This window comes from Frondihabitans sp. GW821-FHT04F02 (genome assembly GCF_059420045.1).
Window position 1 is genome coordinate 167,377 of the sequence record NZ_JBWKSZ010000001.1, and the last position, 25,279, is coordinate 192,655.

The 25,279-nt window shown below is 70.4% G+C and carries 22 protein-coding genes; 8 read left to right on the forward strand and 14 right to left on the reverse strand.

Annotation, left to right across the window (positions count from 1 at the left end; translation table 11 throughout):
* The first annotated feature begins 7 nt into the window (after positions 1–7).
* On the forward strand, positions 8–733 hold the full coding sequence (locus AC07TY_RS00825) for a hypothetical protein (RefSeq protein WP_488626576.1): 726 nt from the start codon (positions 8–10) through the stop codon (positions 731–733).
* A 12-nt stretch (positions 734–745) separates the two neighbouring features.
* Here AC07TY_RS00825 and AC07TY_RS00830 read toward each other — a convergent pair whose 3' ends face one another.
* The 3 genes from AC07TY_RS00830 to AC07TY_RS00840 are packed head-to-tail and all read right to left on the reverse strand — an operon-like array spanning position 746 to position 4,717.
* Positions 746–2,494, reverse strand: a complete 1,749-nt coding sequence (locus AC07TY_RS00830; RefSeq protein ID WP_494784057.1) for a glycoside hydrolase family 3 protein — start codon at positions 2,492–2,494, stop codon at positions 746–748.
* Between the two features lie 7 nt (positions 2,495–2,501).
* Positions 2,502–3,509 carry a sugar phosphate isomerase/epimerase family protein gene (locus AC07TY_RS00835; RefSeq protein ID WP_488626725.1) on the reverse strand — a complete coding sequence of 336 codons (1,008 nt, stop codon included), beginning with the start codon at positions 3,507–3,509 and terminating at the stop codon, positions 2,502–2,504.
* Between the two features lie 2 nt (positions 3,510–3,511).
* Positions 3,512–4,717 (reverse strand): Gfo/Idh/MocA family protein, encoded by a 1,206-nt coding sequence (locus AC07TY_RS00840; RefSeq protein WP_494784058.1) that lies wholly within the window; start codon positions 4,715–4,717, stop codon positions 3,512–3,514.
* Positions 4,718–4,902: 185 nt separating this feature from the next.
* Here AC07TY_RS00840 and AC07TY_RS00845 point away from each other — a divergent pair, with 185 nt between their 5' ends.
* The gene (locus AC07TY_RS00845) at positions 4,903–5,889 is read left to right on the forward strand and encodes a nucleoside hydrolase (protein ID WP_494784059.1); all 987 of its coding nucleotides are present in this window, start codon (positions 4,903–4,905) and stop codon (positions 5,887–5,889) included.
* Positions 5,886–6,686 carry an SDR family NAD(P)-dependent oxidoreductase gene (locus tag AC07TY_RS00850; RefSeq protein WP_494784060.1) on the forward strand — a complete coding sequence of 267 codons (801 nt, stop codon included), beginning with the start codon at positions 5,886–5,888 and terminating at the stop codon, positions 6,684–6,686. The genes AC07TY_RS00845 and AC07TY_RS00850 overlap by 4 nt, the downstream gene beginning before the upstream one ends.
* A gap of 320 nt (positions 6,687–7,006) precedes the next feature.
* Here AC07TY_RS00850 and xylB read toward each other — a convergent pair whose 3' ends face one another.
* From xylB to AC07TY_RS00895, 9 genes are all read right to left on the reverse strand, one after another.
* Complete coding sequence (gene xylB / locus AC07TY_RS00855; RefSeq protein ID WP_494784061.1) at positions 7,007–8,491, reverse strand: xylulokinase; 1,485 nt, start codon at positions 8,489–8,491, stop codon at positions 7,007–7,009.
* A 3-nt stretch (positions 8,492–8,494) separates the two neighbouring features.
* Positions 8,495–9,685: a xylose isomerase gene (gene xylA / locus AC07TY_RS00860; protein WP_123505004.1), complete on the reverse strand. Its 1,191-nt coding sequence runs from the start codon at positions 9,683–9,685 to the stop codon at positions 8,495–8,497.
* A 79-nt stretch (positions 9,686–9,764) separates the two neighbouring features.
* On the reverse strand, positions 9,765–10,844 hold the full coding sequence (locus AC07TY_RS00865; protein WP_494784062.1) for a YihY/virulence factor BrkB family protein: 1,080 nt from the start codon (positions 10,842–10,844) through the stop codon (positions 9,765–9,767).
* Between the two features lie 105 nt (positions 10,845–10,949).
* A complete protein-coding gene (locus AC07TY_RS00870) occupies positions 10,950–12,101 on the reverse strand; it encodes a Gfo/Idh/MocA family protein (protein ID WP_494784063.1) in 1,152 nt (383 codons plus the stop codon).
* A complete protein-coding gene (locus AC07TY_RS00875) occupies positions 12,098–12,895 on the reverse strand; it encodes a ThuA domain-containing protein (RefSeq protein ID WP_123505001.1) in 798 nt (265 codons plus the stop codon). The genes AC07TY_RS00870 and AC07TY_RS00875 overlap by 4 nt, the downstream gene beginning before the upstream one ends.
* A 70-nt stretch (positions 12,896–12,965) precedes the next feature.
* The gene (locus AC07TY_RS00880) at positions 12,966–14,147 is read right to left on the reverse strand and encodes a Gfo/Idh/MocA family protein (RefSeq protein ID WP_494784064.1); all 1,182 of its coding nucleotides are present in this window, start codon (positions 14,145–14,147) and stop codon (positions 12,966–12,968) included.
* Complete coding sequence (locus AC07TY_RS00885) at positions 14,144–15,022, reverse strand: carbohydrate ABC transporter permease (RefSeq protein ID WP_488626568.1); 879 nt, start codon at positions 15,020–15,022, stop codon at positions 14,144–14,146. Before AC07TY_RS00885 ends, AC07TY_RS00880 begins: the two co-directional genes overlap by 4 nt.
* Complete coding sequence (locus AC07TY_RS00890) at positions 15,019–15,891, reverse strand: carbohydrate ABC transporter permease (RefSeq protein WP_233579880.1); 873 nt, start codon at positions 15,889–15,891, stop codon at positions 15,019–15,021. The genes AC07TY_RS00885 and AC07TY_RS00890 overlap by 4 nt, the downstream gene beginning before the upstream one ends.
* Positions 15,892–16,037: 146 nt before the next feature.
* Positions 16,038–17,282, reverse strand: a complete 1,245-nt coding sequence (locus AC07TY_RS00895) for a sugar ABC transporter substrate-binding protein (RefSeq protein WP_233579817.1) — start codon at positions 17,280–17,282, stop codon at positions 16,038–16,040.
* 216 nt (positions 17,283–17,498) lie between these two features.
* On the opposite strand from AC07TY_RS00895, the gene AC07TY_RS00900 reads away from it, so the two are divergent.
* Positions 17,499–18,530 (forward strand): LacI family DNA-binding transcriptional regulator, encoded by a 1,032-nt coding sequence (locus AC07TY_RS00900; protein ID WP_494784065.1) that lies wholly within the window; start codon positions 17,499–17,501, stop codon positions 18,528–18,530.
* 75 nt (positions 18,531–18,605) lie between these two features.
* On the opposite strand, the gene AC07TY_RS00905 is transcribed toward AC07TY_RS00900, so the two are convergent.
* On the reverse strand, positions 18,606–19,763 hold the full coding sequence (locus AC07TY_RS00905) for an ROK family protein (protein WP_494784066.1): 1,158 nt from the start codon (positions 19,761–19,763) through the stop codon (positions 18,606–18,608).
* A gap of 250 nt (positions 19,764–20,013) precedes the next feature.
* Between AC07TY_RS00905 and AC07TY_RS00910 the strand changes: the two genes are divergently transcribed.
* From AC07TY_RS00910 to AC07TY_RS00925, 4 genes are all read left to right on the forward strand, one after another.
* Positions 20,014–20,628: a TMEM175 family protein gene (locus AC07TY_RS00910; RefSeq protein WP_123504994.1), complete on the forward strand. Its 615-nt coding sequence runs from the start codon at positions 20,014–20,016 to the stop codon at positions 20,626–20,628.
* Positions 20,625–21,347, forward strand: a complete 723-nt coding sequence (mtnN, locus tag AC07TY_RS00915; RefSeq protein WP_494784067.1) for a 5'-methylthioadenosine/S-adenosylhomocysteine nucleosidase — start codon at positions 20,625–20,627, stop codon at positions 21,345–21,347. The genes AC07TY_RS00910 and mtnN overlap by 4 nt, the downstream gene beginning before the upstream one ends.
* 362 nt (positions 21,348–21,709) lie before the next feature.
* Positions 21,710–22,996 (forward strand): NtaA/DmoA family FMN-dependent monooxygenase, encoded by a 1,287-nt coding sequence (locus AC07TY_RS00920; protein ID WP_488626563.1) that lies wholly within the window; start codon positions 21,710–21,712, stop codon positions 22,994–22,996.
* Between the two features lie 16 nt (positions 22,997–23,012).
* A complete protein-coding gene (locus AC07TY_RS00925; RefSeq protein ID WP_494784068.1) occupies positions 23,013–23,528 on the forward strand; it encodes a gamma carbonic anhydrase family protein in 516 nt (171 codons plus the stop codon).
* Between the two features lie 104 nt (positions 23,529–23,632).
* Here the strand turns inward: AC07TY_RS00925 and AC07TY_RS00930 are convergent, their stop codons facing one another.
* Positions 23,633–25,183 carry an amino acid permease gene (locus AC07TY_RS00930; RefSeq protein WP_488626561.1) on the reverse strand — a complete coding sequence of 517 codons (1,551 nt, stop codon included), beginning with the start codon at positions 25,181–25,183 and terminating at the stop codon, positions 23,633–23,635.
* Between the last annotated feature and the right edge of the window lie 96 nt (positions 25,184–25,279).

Here is a 25,279-nt window from a genome sequence, read left to right on the forward strand (position 1 = left end):
GACGCCCATGACGTACACCCCCGACCGCCCGCCGCTCCGCTTCGTGCCCCCGCCCGGCTGGCCGACGCCGACACCCGAGTGGGTCGCCCGCAACCAGGGCTGGCAGCCACCCGCGGGGTGGACGCCGCCGCTGCGGCGTCCCGTGTACGCCGCCCCGCCGGAGTGGCAGTTCTGGGCGCCCGAGCCGACTCATTGGACGCCGTTCCGGGCCACCTTCACCTCGGGAATCACCAGCGCGCTCACGTGGGGCTCGATCATCCTGGCGATCGGCGTGCTCTTCGGGGTGACGGCGATCGCGTCGGGCGACCACAGCTTCCTCGGCATGACGGCGCTGTTCTTCGTCTTCGGCGGCATCCGCCTGGCGACCGGACTCAGCGCGCGGGCGACCGTCGAGCGGCGCGTGCGCGAAGCGATCCGCACGGCGGCGCCCGTGGTGCGCCACGACGTCGACTCGTGGGCGTACCGCGCCTACCTCGATGCCACGGCGGGCGCGCGCGCGCAGACCGGCCGGCCGCCCATGCACTTCGACGAGTTCGGCTTCGCGCGCGACGCCGCCGGATGGGGTGCCGGGGCCGAGTCGGCCATCCTGGCGCCGATGCGCTGGACGGCGCCGGTCGTCACGCCGAAGCCGCCTATGATCCGCAAGAGCCTGCGGATCGCGCTGCTCGTGATGATCGGGCTGATCCTGCTCGTCGCCCTCCCCGGCCTCGTCCAGTCGGCGCTCGGCGGCTGACCCGCTCCCTCGCTAGTAGCGCAGGCCGTGCCCGAATCGGAACAGCGGATCGGCGGTGTCGAACGCGACGTCCTCGCGCGACGCCTCGACGGCGGCCATCGAGCGGGGCAGGTCGAACGGCAGCGCCCCCTGCGGAGACTTGTCGCCGAACAGCACGGCCACGAGGTTCTCGTCCGAGCACCCGTAGTCGGCCACCAGCGCGCCGACCTCGCCCGCGAAGGGCGTGAGGATCGCCGGGCGGTCGAGGTAGACGTCGAGCACCGTGGGCACGGTCGCCGCGATCGCGGTGATGCGGTCGATCTCGGCCTGAGCGAATTCCAGCGACCCGGCGTGGAAGTGCGCCTCGAAGCCCTCGCCCCGGGCCTCGAACGGAGCCTTGACGCGCAGGATCGCGACGTCGGCCTCGGCCGGGTCGTCGACGGCCGTGCCGTGCCCCTCGAGCGCCGTGGCGGGGAGACCGTAGACCTTGGCGCCCGCGGCGAGCGGCAGGAGGCCGTCGTTCACCAGCAGCGTCAGCGACGCGCGCTGCGCCGCCGCACCGGCCGCGACGAACTCGTCGTTGCCGACGACGACGGCGGCGCGCTCCTCGTCGACGAACGGGTTCTCGAAGAGGCCGAGCCGGAACTTCTCGCGCAGCAGGCGCCGCACCGAGACGTCGAGGCGGGCTTCGGGCAGGCGTCCGCTCGTGGCGAGGCCGAGCACCACGTCGGTGCAGAGCTCGCCGCCGAACTGGTCGACGCCCGCTTCGAGCGCCTTGAGCGCCCGCTCCTCGCGGCTGAGGTCTTCGACGCCCCAGGCCCGGGCCGGGTACATCGTGCCCATGATGTCGGCGTCGGTGAGGAGGCCCCAGTCGGTGCAGACCACGCCGTCGAAGCCGTAGCGCTCGCGCAGGAGCCCGGTGATGACCTGCTTGTTGAACGAGAAGCCGACCTCCTCGTACTGGGTGCCGACCGGCATGCCGTAGTAGGGCATGATCTGCGATCCGCCGGCGGAGAAGGCCGCCTCGAACGGCTTGAGGTGCTGCTCGAACATGCCGCCCGGGTAGACCTGCTCGCGGCCGTAGGCGAAGTGCGGGTCTTCACCGTCTTTCTGAGGCCCGCCGCCGGGGAAGTGCTTGGTCATCGTCGACACCGACTCGGGCCCGACCGACTCGCCCTGGAAGCCCCGGATGTAGGCGACCACCAGCTCTGACGTGAGGTCGGCGTCCTCGCCGAAGGTGCCGTTCGCCCGCGACCATCGCGGCTCGGTCGCCAGGTCGATCTGCGGATGCAGGGCGACGCGCAGGCCGACCGCGAGGTACTCCCGGCGCGCCATGTCGGCGAACCGCTCGACCAGCTCGGGGGAGCGGATCGCCGCGAGGCCCAGCGTCTCGGGCCACTGCGAGAACGGGCCCGCCATCATGGCCGTACCCGGGTTGTCGGTGAACGCGTGCCGCGGGTCGGTCGAGAACGAGATCGGGATTCCCAGCGGAGTCGAGACCGCGAGCCGCTGGGCGACGTTCAGCCACTGGGCAAACTCGCGCCCCGACCCGGGCGCGCCCAGCAGGTTGAAGTGGTTCATCCGCTGGTCGACGACCATCGTCTGAAGCGACGGGAGGCCGAACGCCGGGTTCGCCACCGTCGGGTCGCCGAGCGCCGCCATGCTGTGGAACAGCAGGCCCACCTTGTCGGCTGTGTCGAGTCGCGAGAGCAGATCGTCGACGCGCTGGTCGATGTCGAGCGAGGCGTCCTGATACGGGTGGGCGATGGCGGCGTCGGTCATGGGGTGATCAGCTCCGGTCTTGGGCGAAGGCCGCGTCGAACGCCGACGACGGCTGCGGAAACGACAGGCCGCGCACGAACTGCAGTGCCTCGGGGGCGCCGACGAGGCGGTCCATCCCGGCATCCTCCCACTCGACCGAGAGCGGGCCCTCGTAGCCGATGGCGTTCAGCATGCGGACGGCGTCCTCCCACGGCACGTCGCCGCGCCCGGTCGAGATGAAGTCCCAGCCACGTCGGGGGTCGGCCCAGGGCAGGTGCGACGAGAGACGCCCGTTCCTGCCGTTGAGCCGCTTCTTCGTGTCTTTGCAGTGCACGTTGAAGATGTGCTCCTGGAAGTCCCAGAGGAAGCCGACGGCGTCGAGGTCTTGCCAGACCATGTGCGAAGGGTCCCAGTTGATGCCGAACGAGGCGCGGTGGCCGATCGCCTCGAGCGTCTTCTTCGTGGTCCAGTAGTCGTAGGCGATCTCGGACGGGTGCGGCTCGAGGGCGAAGCGGACGCCGACCTCCTCGAAGACGTCGAGGATGGGGTTCCAGCGATCGGCGAAGTCCTGGTAGCCGGCCTCGACGAGCTCGTCGCGCACCGGCGGGAACATGGCGACGTACTTCCAGATCGACGAGCCCGTGAACCCGGTGACCGTCTTCGCGCCCAGGCGGGCGGCCGTGCGGGCGGTGTTCTTCATCTCGGCGGCGGCGCGCTGGCGGACGCCCTCGGGGTCGCCGTCGCCCCAGACCGAGTCGGGGAGCATGTCGCGGTGGCGCTGGTCGATCGGGTCGTCGCACACGGCCTGGCCCTTGAGGTGGTTCGAGATCGCGAAGACCTGGAGGCCGTTCTTCTCGAGGATCGCCTTGCGATCGGCGATGTAGGCGTCGTCGGTGGCGCCGCGGTCGGGGTCGAGGTGGTCGCCCCAGCAGGCGATCTCGAGGCCGTCGTAGCCCCACTCGCCGGCGAGGCGGCAGACCTCCTCGAAGGGCAGGTCGGCCCACTGGCCGGTGAACAGGGTGATCGGTCGCTGGATGCTCATCGGGTCTCTCCGTTCGCGGTGGCGGTGGCTCGGGTGGTCGTCCACGCGCTCCCGGCCTCGCTCGACCGGTCGACGGCGTCGAGGACGCGCTGCACCTGCAGGCCGTCCTCGAATGACGGAGTGGGCTGGGTTCGTGCGTCGATGGAGGTCAGGAGGTCGACGAGCTGGTGCGAGAACGCGTGCTCGTAGCCGATGGTGTGCCCGGTCGGCCACCAGGCGGCGAAGTAGGGGTGCTCGGGCTCGGTGACGAGGATCCTCTTGAAGCCGAGCTCGGTGGCCGGCGCCGTCGCGTCGTAGAACTCCAGCTCGTTCTCGCGCTCGAGGTCGAACGAGAGGGCGCCGAGGCTGCCGGCGATCTCGATGCGGAAGGCGTTCTTGCGGCCCGTCGCGAAGCGCGTCGCCTCGAACGAGCCGATGGCGCCGCCCGAGAGCTTGGCGGTGAAGAGCGCGAGGTCGTCGACGGTGACCTGGCCGCGCTCGGTCGATGCGGCGCCGCCGAGGCTGGTCTGCGCGACGCTCTCGTCGAGCAGCGGTCGCTCGGTGACGAAGGTGTGCAGCAGGCCCGAGACGTCGTCGAGCGTCTGCCCCGTGATGAACTGCACGGCGTCGATGGCGTGCGCTCCGATGTCGCCGAGAGCGCCGGAGCCGGCCTTGGCCTTGTCGAGGCGCCAGGTCATCGGGCCGTCCTCGTCGACGAGCCAGTCCTGGAGGTACTGGGCCCGGACCTGCCGGATCGTGCCGAGCCGCCCCTCGGCGACCAGCTGCTTGGCGAAGGTGAGCGCAGGAACTCGGCGGTAGCTGAACCCGACCATCGCGTACACGCCGCGCTCGGCCGCCGCCTTCGCTGCCGCCGCCATCGTCTCGGCCTCCTCGACCGTGTTGGCCAGCGGCTTCTCGCACAGCACGTGCTTGCCGGCCTCGAGCGCGGCCACGGCGATCTCGACGTGGGTCGAGCCGGGGGAGGAGATGTCGATGAGACCGATACCGGGGTCGTTCACGACGTCGTGCCAGTCGTTGGCCGTCTTCTCCCAGCCCCACTTCTCGGCCGCGGCGGTGGTCGCCGACGCGTTGCGGCCGACCAGCGTCGACATGACCGGGGTGAGCGGCAGGTCGAAGAAGCGCGGCGCGACGCGGAAGGCCTGCGAGTGCGCGGCTCCCATGAAGCCGTGGCCGACCATGGCGACGTTGATGTGTTGGGGCATTCGGCGACTCCTTTGTCGTGCACTTTGTTTCGGTACGCTACAAACTACCGTGTCGGCGCGCTGGCTCGCCAGCGTCTTTCGTGCGACGTATTGCACAACCGGTTGACCGCTTCTAGAGTGAGCGCGGGCCACCGCATCCCGGGGATGGCGGCTATGCGCCCACGGTCCCGTTTCGAAGGAGAGACATGCTGGAACACGTCCGGCCCCGCGCCCGGGTCATCGTCGACAACGACTTCTCGGGCGACCCCGACGACCTCTGGCAGCTCGTTCACCACGTGCTCTCGCCCTCCGTCGAGATCCCCTTCGTCATCGGCTCGCACCTGGCGCCGAACGACGGCTTCGACTCGAGCGATCACCAGGCCGCCAACGCGGTGACGGTCGCGACCGACCTGCTCGAGCGCGTCGGCCGCGCCGACATCCCCGTGGTGCAGGGCGCCGAGCTGGCGCTGGTCTCGCCGACCGAGCCGCGCGACTCGCCCGCCGCCCGCGCGATCGTCGCCGAAGCCCTCCGCGACGACACCGACCTGCCCCTCTACTTCGCGGCCGGCGCCGGAATGACCGACCTCGCCAGCGCGCTGCTGCTCGAGCCGTCGATCGCGGCGAGGATCACGCTGGTCTGGATCGGCGGCAACGAGCACCCGGGCATCGGCACCCCGCCTCCCGGCGCCTCGGCCGTCGAGTACAACCTCAACATCGACGTGCAGGGTGCCCGGACCGTCTTCGCGGCACCCGACCTCGCCATCTGGCAGGTGCCCCGCGACGCGTACCGCCGGGTGCTGATGTCGTTCGCCGAGATCGACGCGCGCGTGCGCCCGCTGGGCCCGCTGGGGGAGTACCTCGCGTCGTCGCTCGACGCCGTGGCCTCGCGGGTGCTGGAGTTCGGCCTCAACATCGGCGAGACGTACGTGCTCGGCGACAGCCCGCTGGTCTTGCTCACCGCTCTTCCGTCGTCGTTCGAGGCCGACCCGTCGTCGAGCGACTACGTGCTCGTGCCGCGCCCGCAGCTCGGCGATGACGGGCAGTACCGGCCGCCGCTCGAGGGGGCCGGCACGATCCGCGTCTACACGCACCTCGACCTCCGCCTGCTGATCGACGACCTCGTGGCCAAGCTGCAGTTGCACGCCCTGGCGCACCCCTCGACCTCCACCGAAGACAGGAAAGCCGATCGATGACGCTCCGCCTGACCACCAAGACCGCCCTCGTCACGGGTGCCGCCTCCGGCATCGGCCGGGCGATCGCCGACGCGTTCGTGCGGGAAGGCGCGACCGTCGTCTACGCGGACCGCGACGGCGCGGCGGCTCTCGAGGCCGCTGCCGCGGCAACCTCCGACGCCGCCGCGTCGGCGTCGGCCGACGGCGCGTCCGGCGGTCGCGGCGTCGCCGTGACGATGGACATCTCGGACGAGGCCTCGGTCGAGGCGGCCTTCGCCGCTCTCGACGCCGACGGCATCGTTCCGAACGTCGTCGTCGCCAACGCGGGCGTGCAGCTCTTCGGCCACGACGCCAAGATCGCGGACGTCTCCCTCGAGACGTGGAACCGCACCGTCGGCATCAACCTCACCGGCACGTTCCTGACCGTCAAGCACGCGGTCCGCTCCATGCTCGCCAACGGCGGCGGCTCCATCATCGCGACCGGCAGCCCGACCGGCCTGAACGGCGAGGGCTCCGAGTTCGCGGCGTACTCGTCGACCAAGGGCGGCATCCACTCGATGGTGCGTGCCACCGCCATGGCGTACTCGCGAGACGGCATCCGCGTGAACACGGTCGTCCCCGGCTACACCGAGACCCCGCTCGTCTCGGCCATCTCGGGCGATGCCGAGTCGCGCGCCGCCATCACCTCGCGCGTCCCGCTCGGCCGACCCGGCACCCCCGCCGACGTCACCGGCATCATGGTCTACCTCGCCAGCGACGAGTCGTCGTACGCGACCGGCGCGATCTTCACGGTCGACGGCGGGATGACGTCGCTGTAGGCCTGCCGTAGCCGTAGCCGTAGCCGTAGCCGTAGCCGTAGCGGTCGCCGTAGCGGTCGCCGTCGCGGTCGCCGTCGCCCGCTCCGCCCGCCGGATCGGCGCGTCCCCGTCGGGTCGGTCGGCCGGGCCCGCCGAATCGGCACGTCCCCGACGATGCCACGGCGGGAGCGAGCCGATCTGGCGGGGGCGGCCGCCCGATACGCATCTCGCTTCGTCGGGTCCAGCAACCGGAACGACGAAACCCTCCGAATCGGCCTGCACACGTGTCCACGGACAGGCGCGGGGGCCGGTTCGGAGGTTCTGAGCCGTCACCGGCGGCGCTAGACCAGGTACGCCCCCGCCGCCGCGTCGTACTGCTCGCGGATCGCCGGCTGCGCGTCGCCCGGCACGACGACGGCGTCGCCGCCGGCCCACGCAGCAGCCGACCCGGTCACGAGCCGAGCGGCCTGCGCCGCCGCCCCGAGCGCGACGTACTCGCCGGGCGTCGGCACGGTCACGTCGCGCCCGAACACCTGCGCGGCGATGGCCTGCACGGCGGCATTCTGCGCCGCCCCGCCGATGAGCAGCAGGCGCTCCACCGTCACGCCCGACGCGACGACCGAGTCGACGCCGGCCGCGAGCGAGCAGAGCATGCCCTCGATGGCGGCGCGCGCGAGGTGCGCGGGGGTCATCGTGGCGGAGGTCAGCCCTGTCAGCGTCCCGGTGGCGTCGGGCAGGTTGGGGGTGCGCTCGCCCGCGAGGTAGGGCACGAAGACGAGCCCGCCCGTTCCTGCGTCCACGGTCAGGGCAGCCTCGCCGAACGCCTCGTAGTCGAGTCCGAGCAGCGCGCTCGTCGCATCGAGCACGCGGGCGGCGTTGAGCGTGGTGACGATCGGCAGCCGCTGGTCGGTGGCGTCGGCGAATCCGGCGACTGTTCCCGACTCGTCGGCCGTGACGCTGGGCGCCACGCCGAAGACCGTGCCGCTGGTGCCGAGCGAGATCACGACGTCGCCCGCCCCGGCCCCGAGGCCGAACGCGGCCGCGGCGTTGTCGCCCGCACCCGCCCCGATTCTCAGGCCCGCAGGAACGCGCGCCCCCGCCGGCAGCTCCACCGCGCCGTCGACGGCGCCCATCACCTCGTCGTGCGCGACCACGCGCGGGACGACGACGCCGTCGGCGTCGCCCTCCGCCCCGGCCACGCGCAGCGGACGCCCGAGCGCACGCGCGAACAGCTCGTCGTCGTAGGCGTCGCGGGCCGGGTCGTAGTAGGCGGTGCCGCTGGCGTCGGAGCGATCCGTCGCCAGAGCGTCGAGGTCGGGGCCCAGCGGCGAGTCGTCGGCCGGGCCGTAGCCGCGGAGCCGCCACGACAGCCAGTCGTGGGGGAGCGCCACCGCCGCGACGCGGGCGGCGTTCTCGGGCTCCGCGTCACGGAGCCAGCGCAGCTTCGTCGCGGTGAACGAGGCGACGGGGACGAGCCCGGTGCGCGCCGCGTAGGCGGCGGCACCGAGCTCGTCGGTCAGGTCGCGGGCGGCCTGGGCGCTGCGGGTGTCGTTCCAGAGGAGGGCGTCGCGGACGACGCGCCCCTTCGAGTCCAGCGCCACGAGACCGTGCTGCTGGCCGCCGACCGACAGGGCCGACACGTCGTCGAGCCCGCCCGCCGCGGTGATCGCCTCGCCGAGGGCGCGCCACCACTCCGACGGGTTCACCGAGGTGCCGTCGGGGTGGGAGGCGCGACCCTCGCGGACGATCGCCCCGGTGGCGGCGTCGACGATGACGACCTTGCAGCTCTGCGTCGAGGAGTCGACGCCGGCTACGAGTTCTGCCATGGTCTAGCGCGCGCCCATGAGGTGCTCGAGCGCCAGCTGCTGCAGGCGCACGAAGCCGAAGCCCTTGGCGCCGAAGTAGGAGTCGGCGTCGAAGTCCTCGTAGGCGGAGGTGTCGGCCAGGATCTGGTCGTAGGTCTCGCCGTCGTTCAGGGTCGGCGTACGCAGCTCGTCGACCTTCGATGCGGCGAGGGCCGCCTGCACCTCGGGGTCGGCGCGGAACGCCGCGGCGCGCTCCTTGAGCAGCAGGTACATGCGCATGTTGGCTGCGGCCGAGTCCCAGACGCCCGAGATGTCTTCGGTGCGGCTCGGCTTGTAGTCGAAGTGGCGCGGGCCGGTGTAGGCCGGGACGCCGCCCGGGCCGCCGTTCTCGAGCAGGTCGACGAGCGAGAACGCGTTCTGCAGGTCGCCGTGGCCGAAGACGAGGTCCTGGTCGTACTTGATGCCGCGCTGGCCATTGAGGTCGATGTGGAAGAGCTTGCCGCAGTACAGCGCCTGGGCGATGCCGGCGGTGAAGTTCAGGCCCGCCATCTGCTCGTGGCCGACCTCGGGGTTGACGCCGAAGAGCTCGGGCTTCTCGAGGGTGTCGATGAAGGCGATCGCGTGGCCGAGGGTCGGCAGCAGGATGTCGCCGCGAGGTTCGTTCGGCTTGGGCTCGATGGCGAACTTGATGCCGTAGCCCTTGTCCTCGGTGTACTGGGCGAGCATGTTGACGGCCTCGCGGTAGCGCTCGAGAGCAGCCTGCACGTCCTTGGCGGCGTCGTACTCGGCGCCCTCGCGGCCGCCCCACATGACGAAGGTCTCGGCGCCGAGCTCGGCGGCGAGGTCGACGTTGCGCATCACCTTGCGGAGGGCGAAGCGGCGCACCTGGCGGTCGTTCGACGTGAAGCCGCCGTCCTTGAAGACGGGGGCCGAGAACAGGTTCGTCGTGATCATCGGGACCTTCACGCCCGTGGCCGAGAGAGCGCCCTTGAGACGGTCGATCTGGGTCTGGCGCTCGGCGTCGGTCGAGCCGAACGCGAAGAGGTCGTCGTCGTGGAAGGTGAGGCCGTAGGCGCCGAGCTCGTCGAGCTTCTCGACGGCCTCCACGACGTCGAGCGGCGGGCGCGTGGGGCCGCCGAACGGGTCGGACCCGTTGTAGCCGATGGTCCAGAGACCGAAGGAGAACTTGTCGTCGCGCGTGGGCTTCGTTGCCATGAGGGGTCACCGTTCTGAGAGGTAGACGGCACGGGGATTGTTGTGCCAAACACCAAACTAGGTGCGCGCTGGCGTCAGGTCAAGGAGCGCCGCGCCGGAACCTGTCTCGGACGGCCGAGGCGGCCCGGATCCACAGGGGCTTCGCCCGCAGCGCCCGGAGCTCGATCTCGCGGCGACGCGCGGCGGCCTCGCGCTCCCGCTCGAGGCGCAGCTCCTCCTGCAGCCGCTCGACGCGCGCCTTCTCGGCGACGGGGTCGGCGAGGACTCCGTCTCTCGCCATCATCAGCGCTATCCACGACGCCACGATCAGCAGCACCTGGCAGACCAGGTTCAGAAAGATGAGCAGACCGACGATGACGGCGAACGACGCGAGGAGCGGATTGGTCGTGCCGCGCCCGAGCAGCGATCCTGCGACCGTCTTCAGCACGCCGAGCGCCAGCGCGCCGAGCAGTGCGCCCTGGAGGAGGCGCCGCCGGGGGATGTGCAGGCCGGCGAGCACGATGAAGAGCCCCATCAGCACGGCCGTGTCGAAGACGAAGACCACGGCGAGGCCGACCAGCCGCAGCAGCAGGGTCGCGGCCGGGTTCGACTGCGAGATGTCGAGCATCCCGAGCAGGAACCGCACCGACGAGGTGCTCACCAGCGACAGCACGCTCGAGGCCAGCACCGCCACGCCGAACAGCAGCCCGATCAGGAGGTCTTTCGCCTTGAGCAGCAGGAAGGGCTCCGTCGGCTGCGGCACGTCGAAGATCGTGCGCACCGATCCGCGCGCCGAGCCGAGGAACCCGATGGCCGTGAACACCAGCACGACGACGGCGATCGCGCCGGTGAGGCTGAACACGCTGGCGTGCAGCAGCGAGGTCGGGTCGATCGCGCCCTTGCCGCCTCCGCCGGGCGACGAGATGAGGCCCGGGACCGACGCGTCGATGATGTCGAACAGGGAGTCCTGCAGCGACGGGCTCCGCGACAGCACGATTCCGGCGACCGCGAAGCCCGACCACAGCGCCGCGAACAGGGCGAACAGCGCCTGGTAGGCCAGGCCGGCGGCGAGCACGAACCCGTTCTTGCCGCCGAACAGCAGCATCACGCGGATCGGGAAGAATGCGAACACGCGGTCGAAGAGGCGGTCGACGGCGTTCTTCTCGGGCGCGGTCGTCATGCTCCGACCGTATCGTGCCTGCCCCGCGCCGGTATCGGCGGGGGCCGCCGCTGCGGGCGGGTCTCTCGTCACGGGGCCGAAGCCGATGGAGACCCGCCTTGTCGGTCAGGCGACGCGGGAGCCGACGGCGGCGAGAGCGGAGCGGACCGAGCCCCACGACGTCAGGCGCTCGCGCACGTCGTCGCGCGTCTCTGCGGCGATCGCCTCGGTCAGCGCGCCCTCGAGCACCTCGTCGATCAGGATGCGGCGGCGCTGGTTCTTCGATGCGATCGCGGCCTCCACCATCGCCAGGCTCATGATGTTTCCGTGCACCTCGCCGTCGGGGGCCTCGCCCGTCCGGAGCGCGCGGGTGAAAGCCGTCAGCGAGCCGGCGATCCCGTCGCCGAGCGAGGCGGCGGGCGCAGGAACTCCCAGTCCGCCGTCGACCTCGCTCGTGGGGGAGTCGTCGCCGTTCCACAGCGCCGAGCCGTGCTCGCCGCTGACCCGCCACGATCCGTTCCACGACGTCTCGAACCCGGGGCTGCACCACGAGCCGTCGTACTCGTAGCGGACGCCGCCCTCGAACTCGAACAGCGCGGTCGCCGCCGCGTCGCCGGAGTACCACGACCACGACGGGTTGTACGACTCGCAGTAGACCGAGACCGGCTCGGTGCCGAGGAGGTAGCGCACCGAGTCGAACGGGTGGATGGCCATGTCGAGAAGGAGGACGTCGTCCATCTCCTCGCGGAAGCCGCCGAAGTGCGGTGCCTTGTAGAACTCGGTCGTGACGATGCCGACGTCGCCGAGCAGGGCGGCGTGCTGCCTCAGATCGACGAGCTGGTCGTTGCGGCGCCGCGACTGCGACACCATGAACAGCTCGCCCGAGACCTCCGCCGCGGCCGCCAGCGACAGCGACTGCGCGATCGTCGGCGCCACCGGCTTCTCGCCGAGCACGGGAAGGCCGAGGAAGAGCGCCTGGGTCGTCACCGGGTGGTGGGCCACGGGGACCGTGATGTCGAGGATGGCATCCGGGCGGGTCTGCTCGACGAGTGCCGCGAGGTCGGTGCCGACGGCGAGTTCCTGCGCCCCGGATGCACCTGAACCCAGCGCCTGCGCCGAGGCCTTCGCCGCGTCGAGGTTGAGGTCGACGATCCCGACGAGCTCGACGTCGGGATCGGCCGCGACGGTGCCGAGCCAGGCCTGGCCCATGCCGCCCGCGCCGACCTGGATCACCCGGAGCGGACGATCCGACGGCGCCTCGGCGCGGAACCCGGTCATGCGCCGACCGATTCGGCCGGGGCCTCCAGCGGGTGGTCGAACGGACCGGCGTAGTGCTGGCCGTCGAAGTACTCGCCGAGGTCGTAGCGGTTGAGCGTCGGAATGGCGCGCTCGCGCTCGGGACGCGCCCACTCGACGCCGTTCGCGATCACGCGTCGAACGTCTTTGTGGTGGTAGACGGGGAAGTCCTGGTCGCCGGGCGAGAAGAAGAAGATCTTGCCGAGCCCGCGACGGTAGGTCATGCCCGAGCGGAAGACCTCGCCGCCGGTGAACCCCGAGATGAAGACGAGCTCGTCGGGGGTGGGCACGTCGAAGTACTCGCCGTACATCTCCTGCTCGGGGATGACGATCGGGTTCGGCACGCCGCGGGTGATCGGGTGCTGCGGGTTGACGGTCCAGACGAGCTCCTGGTCGTGCTCGCTGCGCCAGCGGAGGGTGCAGGTCGTGCCCATGAGCTTGCCGAAGATCTTCGACCAGTGGCCGGAGTGCAGCACGAGCAGGCCCATGCCGCTCAGGACGTGGCGGTGGACGCGGTCGACGATGAGGTCGTCGACGTCGCCGTGTGCGGCGTGGCCCCACCAGGTGAGCACGTCGGTGTCGGCGAGGAGCTCGTCGGTGAGGCCGTGCTCGGGCATGTCCATGGTGACGACGGTGATCACGGCGTCGGGGAGGTTCTCCTGGATGCCGGCGGCGATCGCGCCGTGCATGCCGTCGGGATAGCGCTCGGCGACGTGGCGCTCGACCTTCTCGTGGACGTTCTCGCCCCAGACGGTGACGCGGAGAGGTGTTGACATGGTGAGCCCTTCTGTACTGGCTTGTCGGTGTGTGGCTTGTCGGTGTTCGGCTGGTCGGCGGAGCTGCGGGTCAGGCGTCGACGGGGTGAGAGAGGTGGAGGCCGGCCGACGCGGAGCCCCAGGCGAGGAGCGCGTCGTGGACGGCGGGGGGAGCGGGGAGGTCGAGGGCGGTCGCGTAGGCGTCGTCGAGCACGTCCGCGATGCGCACGCGGACCCCGGTGTCGGCCGACCTCACGGCGGCCTCGACCATGGCGAGGCTCAGGACATTCGCGTGGACCTCGCTCTCGGGCGTGCGCCCCGTGCGGACGGCGTCGACGAAGTCGGCCAGCGCCCCGGCGACCTCCTCGGGTGCGTCGTCGCGGATCGGCTCCGAGAGACCTGAGCTCGTGACGACGCTCGCTCCGGTGCCGGGCACGGATGCCGAGGGGTCGGCGCGCTCGATGTCGACGCCGCGCTCGCCGTCCCAGGTCGCCGTGCCGTGCGAGCCGCCGGCCCGCCAGACACCGTTCCAGGAGGTGTCCATGCCGCGGGTCGTCCACGAGCCCGTGTAGCGGTAGCGGGTACCGCCCTCGAACTCGAAGGTCGCGGTCGCGACCGAGTCGCCGTCGAACCAGCTCCACGCCGGGTTGTACGTCTCGCACCACACCGACACCGGGTTCGACCGGAGCAGGTAGCGCGCGACGTCGAAGGCGTGGATCGCCATGTCGACGAGGAGCGGGTGCGCCATCGTCTCCCGGAAGCCTGGAAAATGGGCCTCCTTGGCGTACTCGGTGGTGAGCAGGGCCGTCTCGCCGATCTCGTCGATCGCGCCCCGGAAGGCGGCGAGCGAGTTGTAGTAGCGGCGGTTCTGGCTCGTCATGACCAGCCGGCCCGACGCCTCGGCGGCGGCTGCCGTGAGCAGCGCCTCCGCCACCGTGGGAGCGATCGGCTTCTCGCAGAGCACCGGGAGCCCGGCATCGAGAGCCTCGGTGGTGACCGGCAGGTGGGCCCGGGGCACCGTGACGTTGATCACGGCCTCGGCGCTCGCCGCGGCGGCGACGTCGGCGACGCTCGTCCCGACGACGTCGACGCCGTACTCGCCGGCCGCCGATCGTGCGAGGTCCAGGTCGAGGTCGACGATCCCGACGACACGGGCTTCGGCCGAGTGCCGGAGCGCCTCGAGCCAGTTGCGGCCCATGAGGCCCGCGCCCACGAGGACGACCCGGAGCGGGGTGCCGCGATCGACGGGCACCCCTTCCGAGGCCGTGGTCACTTCACGGCCCCGCCGAGCGCGCCGGCCGCGATGTACTTCTGCGCGAAGAGGAGGAGCACCGCGGCAGGCAGCGACGCGAGCACCGAGGTGGCCATGACGGGACCCCAGTCGGTCACGTTCGACCCGATGTAGTTGTAGATGCCGAGGGTGATCGGCCTGACCGCGTCGGTCGACGTCAGCGTCAGCGCGATCAGGAAGTCGCCCCAGGCCCCGAGGAAGGTGAACAGGGCCGCCGTCACGATGGCGTTGCGGCTGATCGGGATGACGATCGACACGAATGCGCGGAAGTCGCCCGCGCCGTCGACCAGCGCCGCCTCGACCAGGCTCGGCGGCAGCGATTCCATGAACGCCCGCATCAGCAAAATCGCGAACGGCACCTGCACCGCGCTGTCGGCGAGGATCAGGCCGACGTACGAGTTGAGCAGCCCGACGTCGTTGAACAGCGTGTAGAGCGCGTTCGCCACGACGATCGTCGGCACCATCTGCGTGATCAGGAGGATCAGCAGAAGCGGCCGGGTGCCCCGCATCTTGAAGCGCGCCAGGCCGTAGGCCGCCGGGGTCGCGATCGCCAGCGTGACGACGACCGTGCTGAGCGCGATGATCATGCTCGACAGGAAGTTCTGGCCCTGCTGCGAGAACGCGGCCTGATAGCCGGCGAACGTCGGCGAGAACGGGAACCAGGTGGCCGTGGCCGCCCCCGCAGTCGCCTGCAGGCTCGTGTTGACCATCCAGTAGACCGGGAAGACCATGATCGCCAGGATGATGATCCCGACGATGGTCAGCGGGATCGAGCGGGCCTTGCTCTTCGGCTTGCGGGGGTTCGTCGTCGTCGCGGCACGAACTCGCGCCTGCGCCCGGGGGAGGCTGACGGTCATTCGTCGACCGCCTTCCGCGAGATGGCCAGGTAGATCATGGCGAACACGAACGACACGACGATGAGGACGTTGCTCACGGCGGCTCCGATTCCGAACTGGAAGTTGATGAACGACTGGTGGTACGCGTTCGTCGCAAGGGTCTGCGTCGAGTTCGCGGGACCGCCGCCGGTGAGGCCGAGGATCAGATCGACCACCTTCAGCGTGTAGACCACCCCGAGGATGATCACGACGCTCACGACCGAGCGGATGCTGGGCCAGGTGATGTGCCAGAAGGCCTTCCACCCGGTGGCGCCGTCGAGCGACGCCGCCTCGTAGAGCTCGGTCGGGACGGCCTGCAGGCCGCTGTAGAGGATGGTCGTGTTGAACGGGATGCCGAGCCAGATGTTCACGCCGATGACGGCGATCAGAGCGAGGTTCGGGCTGACGAGCCAGGGGACGGCAGGAACTCCGAAGATGCCGAGGAACTGGTTGAGCGCCCCGCTGTCCTGGTCGAGCAGCCACTTCCACACCGCGCTGGACGCGATCAGAGGCAGCAGCCACGGGAGCAGGAGGAGTCCGCGGAGGAAGGCCGACAGCGGGAAGTTGCGCTTGAAGAACAGTGCCAGGCCCAGGCCGATCACGAACTGCATCACGATCGACCCGATGGTGAACAGGCCGGTGTTGATGAGGCTGGTCGTGAAGACCGAGCTGGTGAAGATGCTGACGTAGTTCGCGAAGCCCACCCACGGGGCCTCGCCCGTGAAGAAGGTCTTCGTCGTGTAGTCCTGGAACGACATGATGACGTTCTTGACGACGGGGTACCCGAAGAACACGGCCACGAAGATCGCGGCCGGCGTGACGAACAGCCACCGCGTCGCTCCGCTGAGCATCTGCGCTCGCCGTCGTCCCGGGCGGACCGGCGGCGTCGTGACGACGTCGCGGCCCAATCTCACTTGCGTTGACACGCTCATATCTGCCTTCCCTGTGCTCTGTAAAGGAAGGGGAGCCGGCCCGGCCGGGCCGGCTCCCCGACGACCTACTGGTTCTGCGTCTGCGCCTGCTTGAGCGCGTCTGCGGGGGTCGCCTTTCCGGTCAGGGCCAGCTGGACGGCGGTGTAGATCTTCGTGGCGGCCTTGGGCCAGTCCTCGCCGAGCTCGCCGGTGCGGGCGCGAGCGGTCTTCACCGTGGTGACGAACGAGGCGACCTGCGGGTGGTCCTTCGCCCAGGCGTCGGCCGCGTCGATGTTCGTCGGGACGTTGCCGGTGATGCCGGCGATGGTCGCCTGCATCTTGGCCTCGTTGAGGCAGCCGACGAACTTGCCGGCGAGCTTCATCTTCGCGGAGTCCTTCGTCACGGGGACGGTGAACGCCTCGCCGCCGAGCGGGGCCACCGTGGCGGCGCCGTCCTTCGTCGGGATCGGCACGCTGTCGAAGGAGAGGCCCTTCGCGGCGTTGAGGGCGGGCAGCTGCCAGGGGCCGTTGATCATCATGGCGGCCTTGCCGGCGATGAACTGGTTGTTCACGTCGGCCTGGGCCCAGTTGATCGAGCTCTTCGACATCGAGCCGTCGCTCTGGAGGGCGAGGTCGAACTGCAGGGCCTCGGTGGCCGCGGTGGTGTCGATGTTCTTCTCGTCGCCGCCGTTCGACCAGAAGAAGGGCAGGAACTGCCAGGTGCCCTCGTACGTGTTGATGTTGCTCATCGCGAAGCCGTAGGTCTTGCCCGTGGTCAGCTTCTTCGCTGCCGCACGGAGCTCGTCCCAGGTCTTCGGCGGGGTGACGCCGGCGGCCTTGAGGAGCTTGGTGTTGTAGTAGAGCGCGATCGAGTTGGTGACCGGCTGGAGGCCGTACAGCTTGCCCTTGTAGGTGTTGGCCTTCTCGACGGCCGGCACGAGGCCGTCGGCGCTGAGGCCGTAGTCGTCGAGCGGCGAGAGGGCGCCCGAGGCGGCGATCTGCTGCACGTCGGGGTTGTCGAGCATGAGGACGTCGGGCAGGGTGCGCGACGACGCCTGCTGCAGCACCTTCGCGATCAGGCCGGCGCCGGCGACGTGGTTGATCTTGACCTTGGCGCCGACCGTCTTGGCGCACTGGTTGTAGATGGGGTTGAAGCTCGCCGCGTAGTAGTCCTCGATGGTGAGGGTCTTCGAGTCGGCCGACGACGAGCCGCCGCCTCCGGCCGAGCAGCCGGTCAGGACCAGCGGCACAGTGGCCGCCATGGCGACGGCGCCGATGATAGTTCGACGGAGCCTCGTGGCACGGCGCAGTTCGGGGAATCTAGGCTTCATTGCTTAGCTCTTCTCGTGGTGTGTGCATCTCGTGGGGTGGGGGTGCGGCGGTGATCGCCGCGCTCGGGGGTGCACGAGGCAGGGAGCGCTTCGTTGCGTTCTCGAGTGGCATGAACGTAGCAGTAATGCGCTTAGCTAGTAAAGCGCTTAACGCAACAAATTCCTCTGGTCGGTTTCCCGCTACAGTGAATCCACCCGATTCAGGCAGGAGGCCCGATGGCGACAATGCAAGATGTCGCGACTCGCGCGGGGGTCTCGATCGCCACGGTCTCGTTCGTCGTCAACGGCACCAAGAACGTCTCGCCATCGACCCGCGACCGCGTCACCTCGGCCATGGCCGAGCTGGGCTTCCGCAACAACGTCGTCGCCCGGGCGCTGGCCAGCCGCCGCACGCGGATCATGGCTCTGCTCTTCCCGTCGGTCGAGCACCGGATGGGCCCGACGGCGACCAGCTTCTTCACCAGCGCCGCGGGTCGCGCCTCCGACCTCGGGTACCACCTCGTGCTCTGGCCGAGCGAGGCGAACGGTGAAGACGTCGACGACCTCATCTCGGGCGGGCTCATCGACGGCGTCATCGTCATGGAGATCAAGATGGAGGATCACCGCATCGACCTCCTCCTCGAGCGCGGCGTCCCGTTCACGGCGATCGGCCGCACCCGGCACCCCGAGGCCCTCTCGTACGTCGACATCGACTTCGAGACGACGATCGAGGACAGCCTCGACTACCTCCAGAGCCTCGGGCACGAGCGGGTCGGCCTGGTGACCGAAGACATGGAAGGCAGCCCGATGGCCGGGTACGCCCCGCACATCCGCACCGAGTCGACATTCCTCGGCTCGGCCGAGCGCCGCGGGATGCACGCGATCGTCGTGCACTGCGGCGAGTCGACGGCCGGAGGCAACGCCGCGGCTCACGACCTCATCGCGGCCGATCCCGAGGTGACGGCGGTGCTCATCATGAAAGACGACTCGACCTTCGGCCTCATGCGCGGCCTCGCCGAGCAGGGGCTGAACGTGCCCGGCGATGTCTCGGTCATGTCGATCGCGTCGTCGACTGCGGCGGGCGCCCTGCACGAGCCGCCTCTCACGACGATGGACTCGCCCGGACGGCAGCTGGGCCGCATCGCTGCCGAGTCGCTCGTGAACCAGCTCGACGGCCCGGCGGCCGAGCCCCTGCACCTGCTGCTGCCGTGCACGCTGCACGTCGCCGGCTCGACGGCCGTCGCGCGCCCCCGCCCTCGCCGCCGCTAGCCGCCGCCTCGAGATGCCCCGATCTGGGCAGACAGCCCCTCGAGAAGCCCCGATCCGGGCACACGGCCGGCAGCTCTAGAGGCCCGCGATCAGCGCCTCGATCGGCAGCTGCGCGGCCCCGATCGTCAGGAGGTCCGAGCCGAGCTGCGACCGGCGGATGTCGACGCCGTCCCAGAGCGGATCGAGCGAGTGGGCGGCGACGCCGTCGCGGATCCTGCGCAGGTCGACCGCTGCAAGCGACCCCAGGAACCCGCCCAGCACGATCCGCGACGGGTTGAGCAGGTTGACCGCGGTAGCGAGGGCGACGACGAGGCTGTCGATCTGGCGGTGCACCTCGCTCGTCACGGCCCCCGCTTTCGAGGCGAGCAGGATCCGCTCGAACTCGTCGGGGCTCGCCGTCGGAAGGCCCAGGGCCCTGAGCAGGCCTGCCCGGTGCACCTCCGATTCGAGGGTGCCCTGTTGGCCGGCGCTGTCGAGCGAGCCGCCGCGCCGCACCGACACGTGGCCGATCTCGCCGGCGTGGCCGCTCGCCCCGCGGAGGGGCGCGCCGCCCGAGACGATGCCGCCGCCGATGCCGCTGGAGCCGCCGTTGACGTAGAGGAGGTCGTCCGAGCCGCGGCCGGCGCCGAAGATCCACTCGGCCTGGGCGCCGAGGATCGCGTCGTTCGCGGCCTGGACCGGGAGGCCGGTGGCGGCCTGCAGCTGCTCGCCGAACGCCACGTCGCGCCAGCCGAGGTGGGGTGCGATCCGGACGAAGCCGTCGGGCATCCGCACGATGCCGGGCACGGCCGCGCCGAGCCCGACGACGTCGTGGTCACCCGCCAGGTCGGCACTGATCCGCGCGACGGCCTCGGCGGTGACCGCGACGGCCTCGGCCACCGACGGCCGGTGCGACACCTCGATGCGGTCCTTCCGCAGCACGCGGCCGCCGAGCTGCACCACGCCGACGGTGATGGCGTCGATCTCGGGGTTGACGGTCATCGCGACGGGTCTGTCGCTCGGACGCACCAGGGGGCTGGGGCGCCCGATCTGCCCGGCGGAGCTCGCGTCGTCCTCGATGGCGAGGCCGCGCTCGGTCAGATCGGCGACGAGCGTGCCGATGGTGGAGCGGTTGAGGCCGGTGAGCCGCGTCAGGTCGCTGCGGGTCGCGGGCGCGACGTGGATGCGGCGCAGGATGCGCGACAGATTGCGCTGTCGCGAGGCGTCGGGTCGGCGAGGGATCGGATCGGCCACGCACCCAGTATGTCGTGCCGCGCAACGAAGGCGCGGCAGAGCGCAGTTCCTGCGCGCGAAGTCGGCTAGTTCTGGTCGTGCAGAGCGATGAACGACGCGACCGTCATGCCGCCCCCGAGCACGACGACGGCGCCTATGAAGATCCAGAAGAATTCGACCACGGTGTCCTCCTCGCGGGCCGCGACGTCGCGACCTCTGGCACCTGACTACACCGCCGGGCACCCGAGTGTCCACCCGTTAGCCTGATCGCATGGCGCACCCCAGGACAGACCGCGGCCTCGACCGGCTCGTGAACTTCTCCGACGCCACCGTCGCGATCGCCATCACCCTGCTGATCCTGCCGCTGGTCGACATCGCGGGGGAGTCCTCGGGGCGCGACCTCGGCGGGCTGCTCGCCGACAACATCGGCGCCGTCGTCAGCTTCGCGATCACGTTCGCCGTCATCGGCCGCTTCTGGTCGGTGCACCACACGGTCTTTGAGTACGCCGTCTCGTACAACCGCCGACTCGTCAACGCGAACCTCGTCTGGCTCGCGTCGATCGTGTTCCTGCCCTTCGCGGCGAACGTCATCAGCCGCTCCAGCGGAGAGCGCGCCAACTCGGCCCTCTACATCGGCACGATGGTGGTCACCAGCGGATCCGCCGCGGTCATCGACTGGCTGCTCACCCATGAACCCGGCCTCGGCGATCCCGCCACGATCGGCCGCCTCCGGGTGACGCCCGCCGTGATCTCGACGGCCCTGTTCGCGCTCGCGCTCGTGGTGGCCGTCGTGTTCCCCGTCGTGAACCTCTACGCGCTCCTGCTCCTCCTGCTCGGCCGTCCCATCGGGGCGCTCGTCTCGAATCGAAAGAAAGCCTCCGAATGAGCACCGCCACCGCTGCCACGACCGCCCTCGTCTTCGTCGCCATGGAAGAGGAGGCGGCCCCGTACCTCGCCCACGCCACGTCGGTCGGCGCGCCGGTCGCCATCGGCCGCTCGGTGCAGCGCGACCTCACCGTGCCCGGCGGCGGCGCCCTCACCCTGGTGCTGACCGGCATCGGCCTGGTCAACGCCGCAGCCGCGGCCACAGCGGCCATCGTCTCGGTGCACGCGCGCGGTGCGACGGTGCGGGGGGCGGTGTCGGCCGGCTCCGCCGGTGCCCTGTCGCAGGAACTCCGCGTCGGCGACGTCGTGGTCGGCGCCGAGTGCGCGAACCTCGACGCCGACGCCCGCGCCTTCGGCTACGCCCTCGGCCAGACCCCCGGCATGCCCGCCCGCTACGCGGGCGACCCCGCCCTGCTGGCCGCCGCGCTCGACCAGCACGAGGCCGACTGGGCCGTGCACTCCGGCCTCGTCGCCTCGAGCGACCGCTTCATGACGGCCGAGACGCTCGGCACGGTCGCCGTCGACTTCCCGGGGCTGGCCGCCGTCGACATGGAGACGCTCGCCCTGGCGCAGACGTGCTTCGCGTTCGACGTGCCGTTCCTCGCCGTCCGCGGCATCTCGGACTTCGCCGACGAGGACGCCGCCGCCCACAACGACGCCAACGCGACGTCGTCGTCGGCGCGGTCGCTGACCGTGACCCTCCGCGCGCTCGGCCTCTAGCGCCGCGCCGCCCCTGCCCGCCGTCGCCTGCCCGTCGTCGCCCGCCCCCCCGCCCGCCCCGCCCCCGCCCCGCACTCGTCGTCGAGACTCCAGCGTTGGCCCCTCAATCGCCGCCGTAAGGGTCTAACGCTGGAGTTTCGCGCGGCTCGGACGACGCCGGCGCGCGAAGCGCGCCCGGCGGCGGCGCATGCCGCCGTGGCGAACGCCGGGCACACCGTCAGGTACCGGCCCCCATCCTCAGATCGTATTGCGCTTGCGCGGCGCAATCATCGCGAAACCGGAGGGGTGGGCCGTCCGAAACACCCGTTGTCCATCCTGGAGTGACCCATCCACGATCGCACGGGAGATTCACGATGTTCCACATGGCCTGGTTCCTCACCACCGGCTTCGGCGCCTACGGCTGGAACGGCCAGTGGTCGGGCAACGTCCCGAAAGACGTCGGCAACCCGCAGCTCTTCGTCGACCTGGCGACCAGCCTCGAGCGCGCCGGCTTCGACTACATGATGCTCGAAGACTCGTCCGTCCTGCCCGACGTCTTCGAGGGCACTCCGCGCCAGGCCCTCGAGACCGGCGTCATCCGCTTCGACCCGATGCCTCTCGTGCCCCTCCTCGCCGGCGCCACCAAGAAGCTCGGCATCGTCGCGACCGCCTCGACGAGCTTCTACCCGCCCTTCCTCGCCGCCCGCCTGATGACGACGCTCGACCACCTGACGCAGGGGCGGGTCGGCATCAACCTGGTGACGTCGAGCCCGCATGCGGCCGCCCAGAATTACGGCTACGACGAGCACTTCGAGCACGACCTCCGGTACCAGATGGCCGACGAGTGGGTCGACGCCGTCACGGCGCTCTGGGACGGCTGGGAGGAGGGCGCGCTCACGTTCGACGAGCAGGCCGGTGTCTTCGCCGACCACACCAAGGTGCACCGCGCCGACTTCGACGGCGAGTTCTACAAGACGCGCGGGCCGCTCAACGTGCCGCCGGGGCCGCAGCGCCACCCGGTCATCTGCCAGGCCGGCGGCAGCCCCGCCGGCATGGAGTTCGGCGCCCGCCACGCCGACACCATCATCGCCCAGGTGCGCACGACGGAGGCCGCCAAGGCGTACCGCGACGACATCTCGGCGCGCATGATCGCGAACGGCCGCGACCCGAGAGACGTGAAGGTGCTGTTCCTGTACCAGCCGGTCCTCGCCGACACCGACGCAGAGGCTCAGGCCAAGGCCGACCGCATGGACGCGGCCGCCGCAGCCAACCTCGACGGAGCCCTCGCCGGCATGTCGTACGTCTCGGGCATCGACTTCTCGAAGTACGACCTCGATGCGCCCATCGAGGACCTCACGGGCAAGAGCAACGGCCACCAGTCGTCGGTCGACGAGTTCGCCCGCACCTCGAAGGGCAAAACGCTCCGCGAGACGCTCGCCCTCCGCACCACGGTCGGGACCCGCCATATCGGCTCGCCCGACAGCGTCGCCTCGCAGATGGAGGAGATGATGCAGGAGTGCGGCGGCGACGGCTTCCTGGTCGCCCTGCCGGTCACCCGCAAGAACATCACCGAGGTGTGCGATGGGCTCGCGCCGGCCCTCCGTCGCCGCGGCCTGATTCGCGACTCGTACGACGGTGCCACCTTCCGCGAGAACCTCCTGGCCTTCTGAGTGACATCGTGAGGGGATGACTGCCATCTCCTTCGGGGGCCGAGCGCCCCGAGTTCCTGCGTCCGCCTTCATCGCACCCGGTGCTGTGCTCGTCGGCGGGGTGAGTCTCGGCGAGAACGCGAGCGTGTTCTACGGCGCCGTCGTACGGGCCGACGTCGACGACATCACCGTCGGCGCCGGCTCGAACCTGCAAGACAACGTGTCGGTCCACTGCGACGCAGGAACTCCCACCGTCATCGGATCGGGCGTCAGCGTGGGGCACGGCGCCGTCGTCCACGGCTGCACCATCGAGGACGACTGCCTCATCGGCATGAACGCCACCGTCCTTAACCGCTCGGTCATCGGCGCGGGGTCGCTCGTCGCGGCCGGCTCCGTCGTGCTCGAGGGGACCGTCGTGCCGCGGCGGTCGCTCGTCGCCGGGGTGCCGGCCAAGGTGCGCCGCCCGCTGAGCGACGACGAGGTCGCCGGCCTGCGCGACAACGCCGCCCGCTATGTCGAGCTGGCGCGGCTGCACGCTGCCGCCCTCGCCTGACGGAAGACCGGGCCCGCTGAAACCACGATTGGGACTGTCCACCACACAATGCCGTGGTGGGCAGTCCCGATCGTGGGTTGCACCGGGTGCGGTGCGATGCAGCGCTACTTGTCGTCGCGGGGCACCTGCTGGTCGGCGTCTCGACCGGTGACGGGGAACGGACCCGTGACGCCCTCGCGGATGGCCGCGATCTGCAGGATCCGGTCGCGTTGCAGGAACCAGCCCAGGATCAGCAGCGGGATGATGATGATCAGCGACGCCACGGTGAAGGTGCCGATCGGCGAGTCGAAGGCCATCAGCACGAGAACCGCGACCAGGAACGCCAGGGTCGCCCATGACGTGACGGGGGCACCGGGCATGCGGAACGTCGGCGCCTTCGCCTTGCCCTCCTTGACGAACTTCCGGAACCTCATCTGGCACAGGATGATCGTCGCCCACGCCGTGACGATGCCGAGCGCCGAGATGTTGAGCACGATCTCGAACGCCTGGTCGGGCACGACCGCGTTGAGTGCGACGCCGAGGAGGGTGATGCCGGCGGTCAGCAGGATCCCGCCGAACGGGACGCCGCCCTTCGACATGACCGTGGTGAACTTCGGCGCCGAGCCGTTCATGCCCATCGAGTGGAGCACCCGGCCGGTCGAGTACAGGCCGGCGTTGAGGCTCGAGAGGGCCGCCGTCAGGACGACGAAGTTCATGATCGACCCCGCGATCTGACCGACCTGGGGGTTGCCGATGCTCGAGAAGAACGTGACGAACGGACTCTCGCCCGCCTTGTACGCCGTGTAGGGGAGCAGGAGGGCGAGGAGCACGAGCGAGCCGACGTAGAAGACGGCGATGCGGATGATGACGGTGTTGATCGCGCGGGGCACGACCTTCTCGGGGTTCTGCGTCTCGCCCGACGCCGTTCCGACGAGCTCGATGGCCGCGTAGGCGAAGACGACGCCCTGCACGATGAGGACGGCCGGGAGCAGACCCTGCGGCAGGATGCCGCCGTTGTCGCGGAGGACCGCCAGCCCCGTGTCGATCGACGACCCGTCGTGCGTCACCGGGAAGGCCGCCGCCAGCCAGATCACGCCGATCACGAGGAAGATCACGAGCGCCGTCACCTTGATGAGCGCGAACCAGAACTCCATCTCGCCGAAGACCTTGACGGCCACGAGGTTGAGGCTGAGCACGACGGCGAGAGCGATGAGGGCGAGGAGCCACTGCGGGGCCGAGGTGAACGCCTTCCAGTACTGCAGGTAGAGCGCAACGGCCGTGGTGTCGACGATCGCGGTCATCGCCCAGTTCAGGAAGTACATCCAGCCGGCCGCGTACGCGAACTTCTCGCCGAAGAACTCCCGAGCGTACGAGATGAACGAGCCCGACGACGGACGGTGGAGCACGAGCTCGCCGAGAGCGCGGAGGATGAAGAACGCGAACAGGCCGCAGATGGCGAAGACGATGGCGAGCGCAGGCCCGGCGGTGGCGAGACGCCCGCCCGCGCCGAGGAACAGGCCCGTTCCGATTGCCCCGCCGATCGCTATCATCTGCAGCTGGCGAGGCTTCAGCCCCTGATGGAATCCCTCTTGCTCGTGCGAGAAGTCCTGTGCGACGAACTCGTCAGCGGGCTTGCCTTCGGGGGCGCTCGGCCCCCCCTTTATGGGGGTACTCATTGCGGCACGGTACTGGCGCATTCACCGGCGGGCCAGTCGGCGTTAAGGAGGACTGCGGGGTACAAACAGCGAAACGACAGCGAAGTCCCAGGGCTC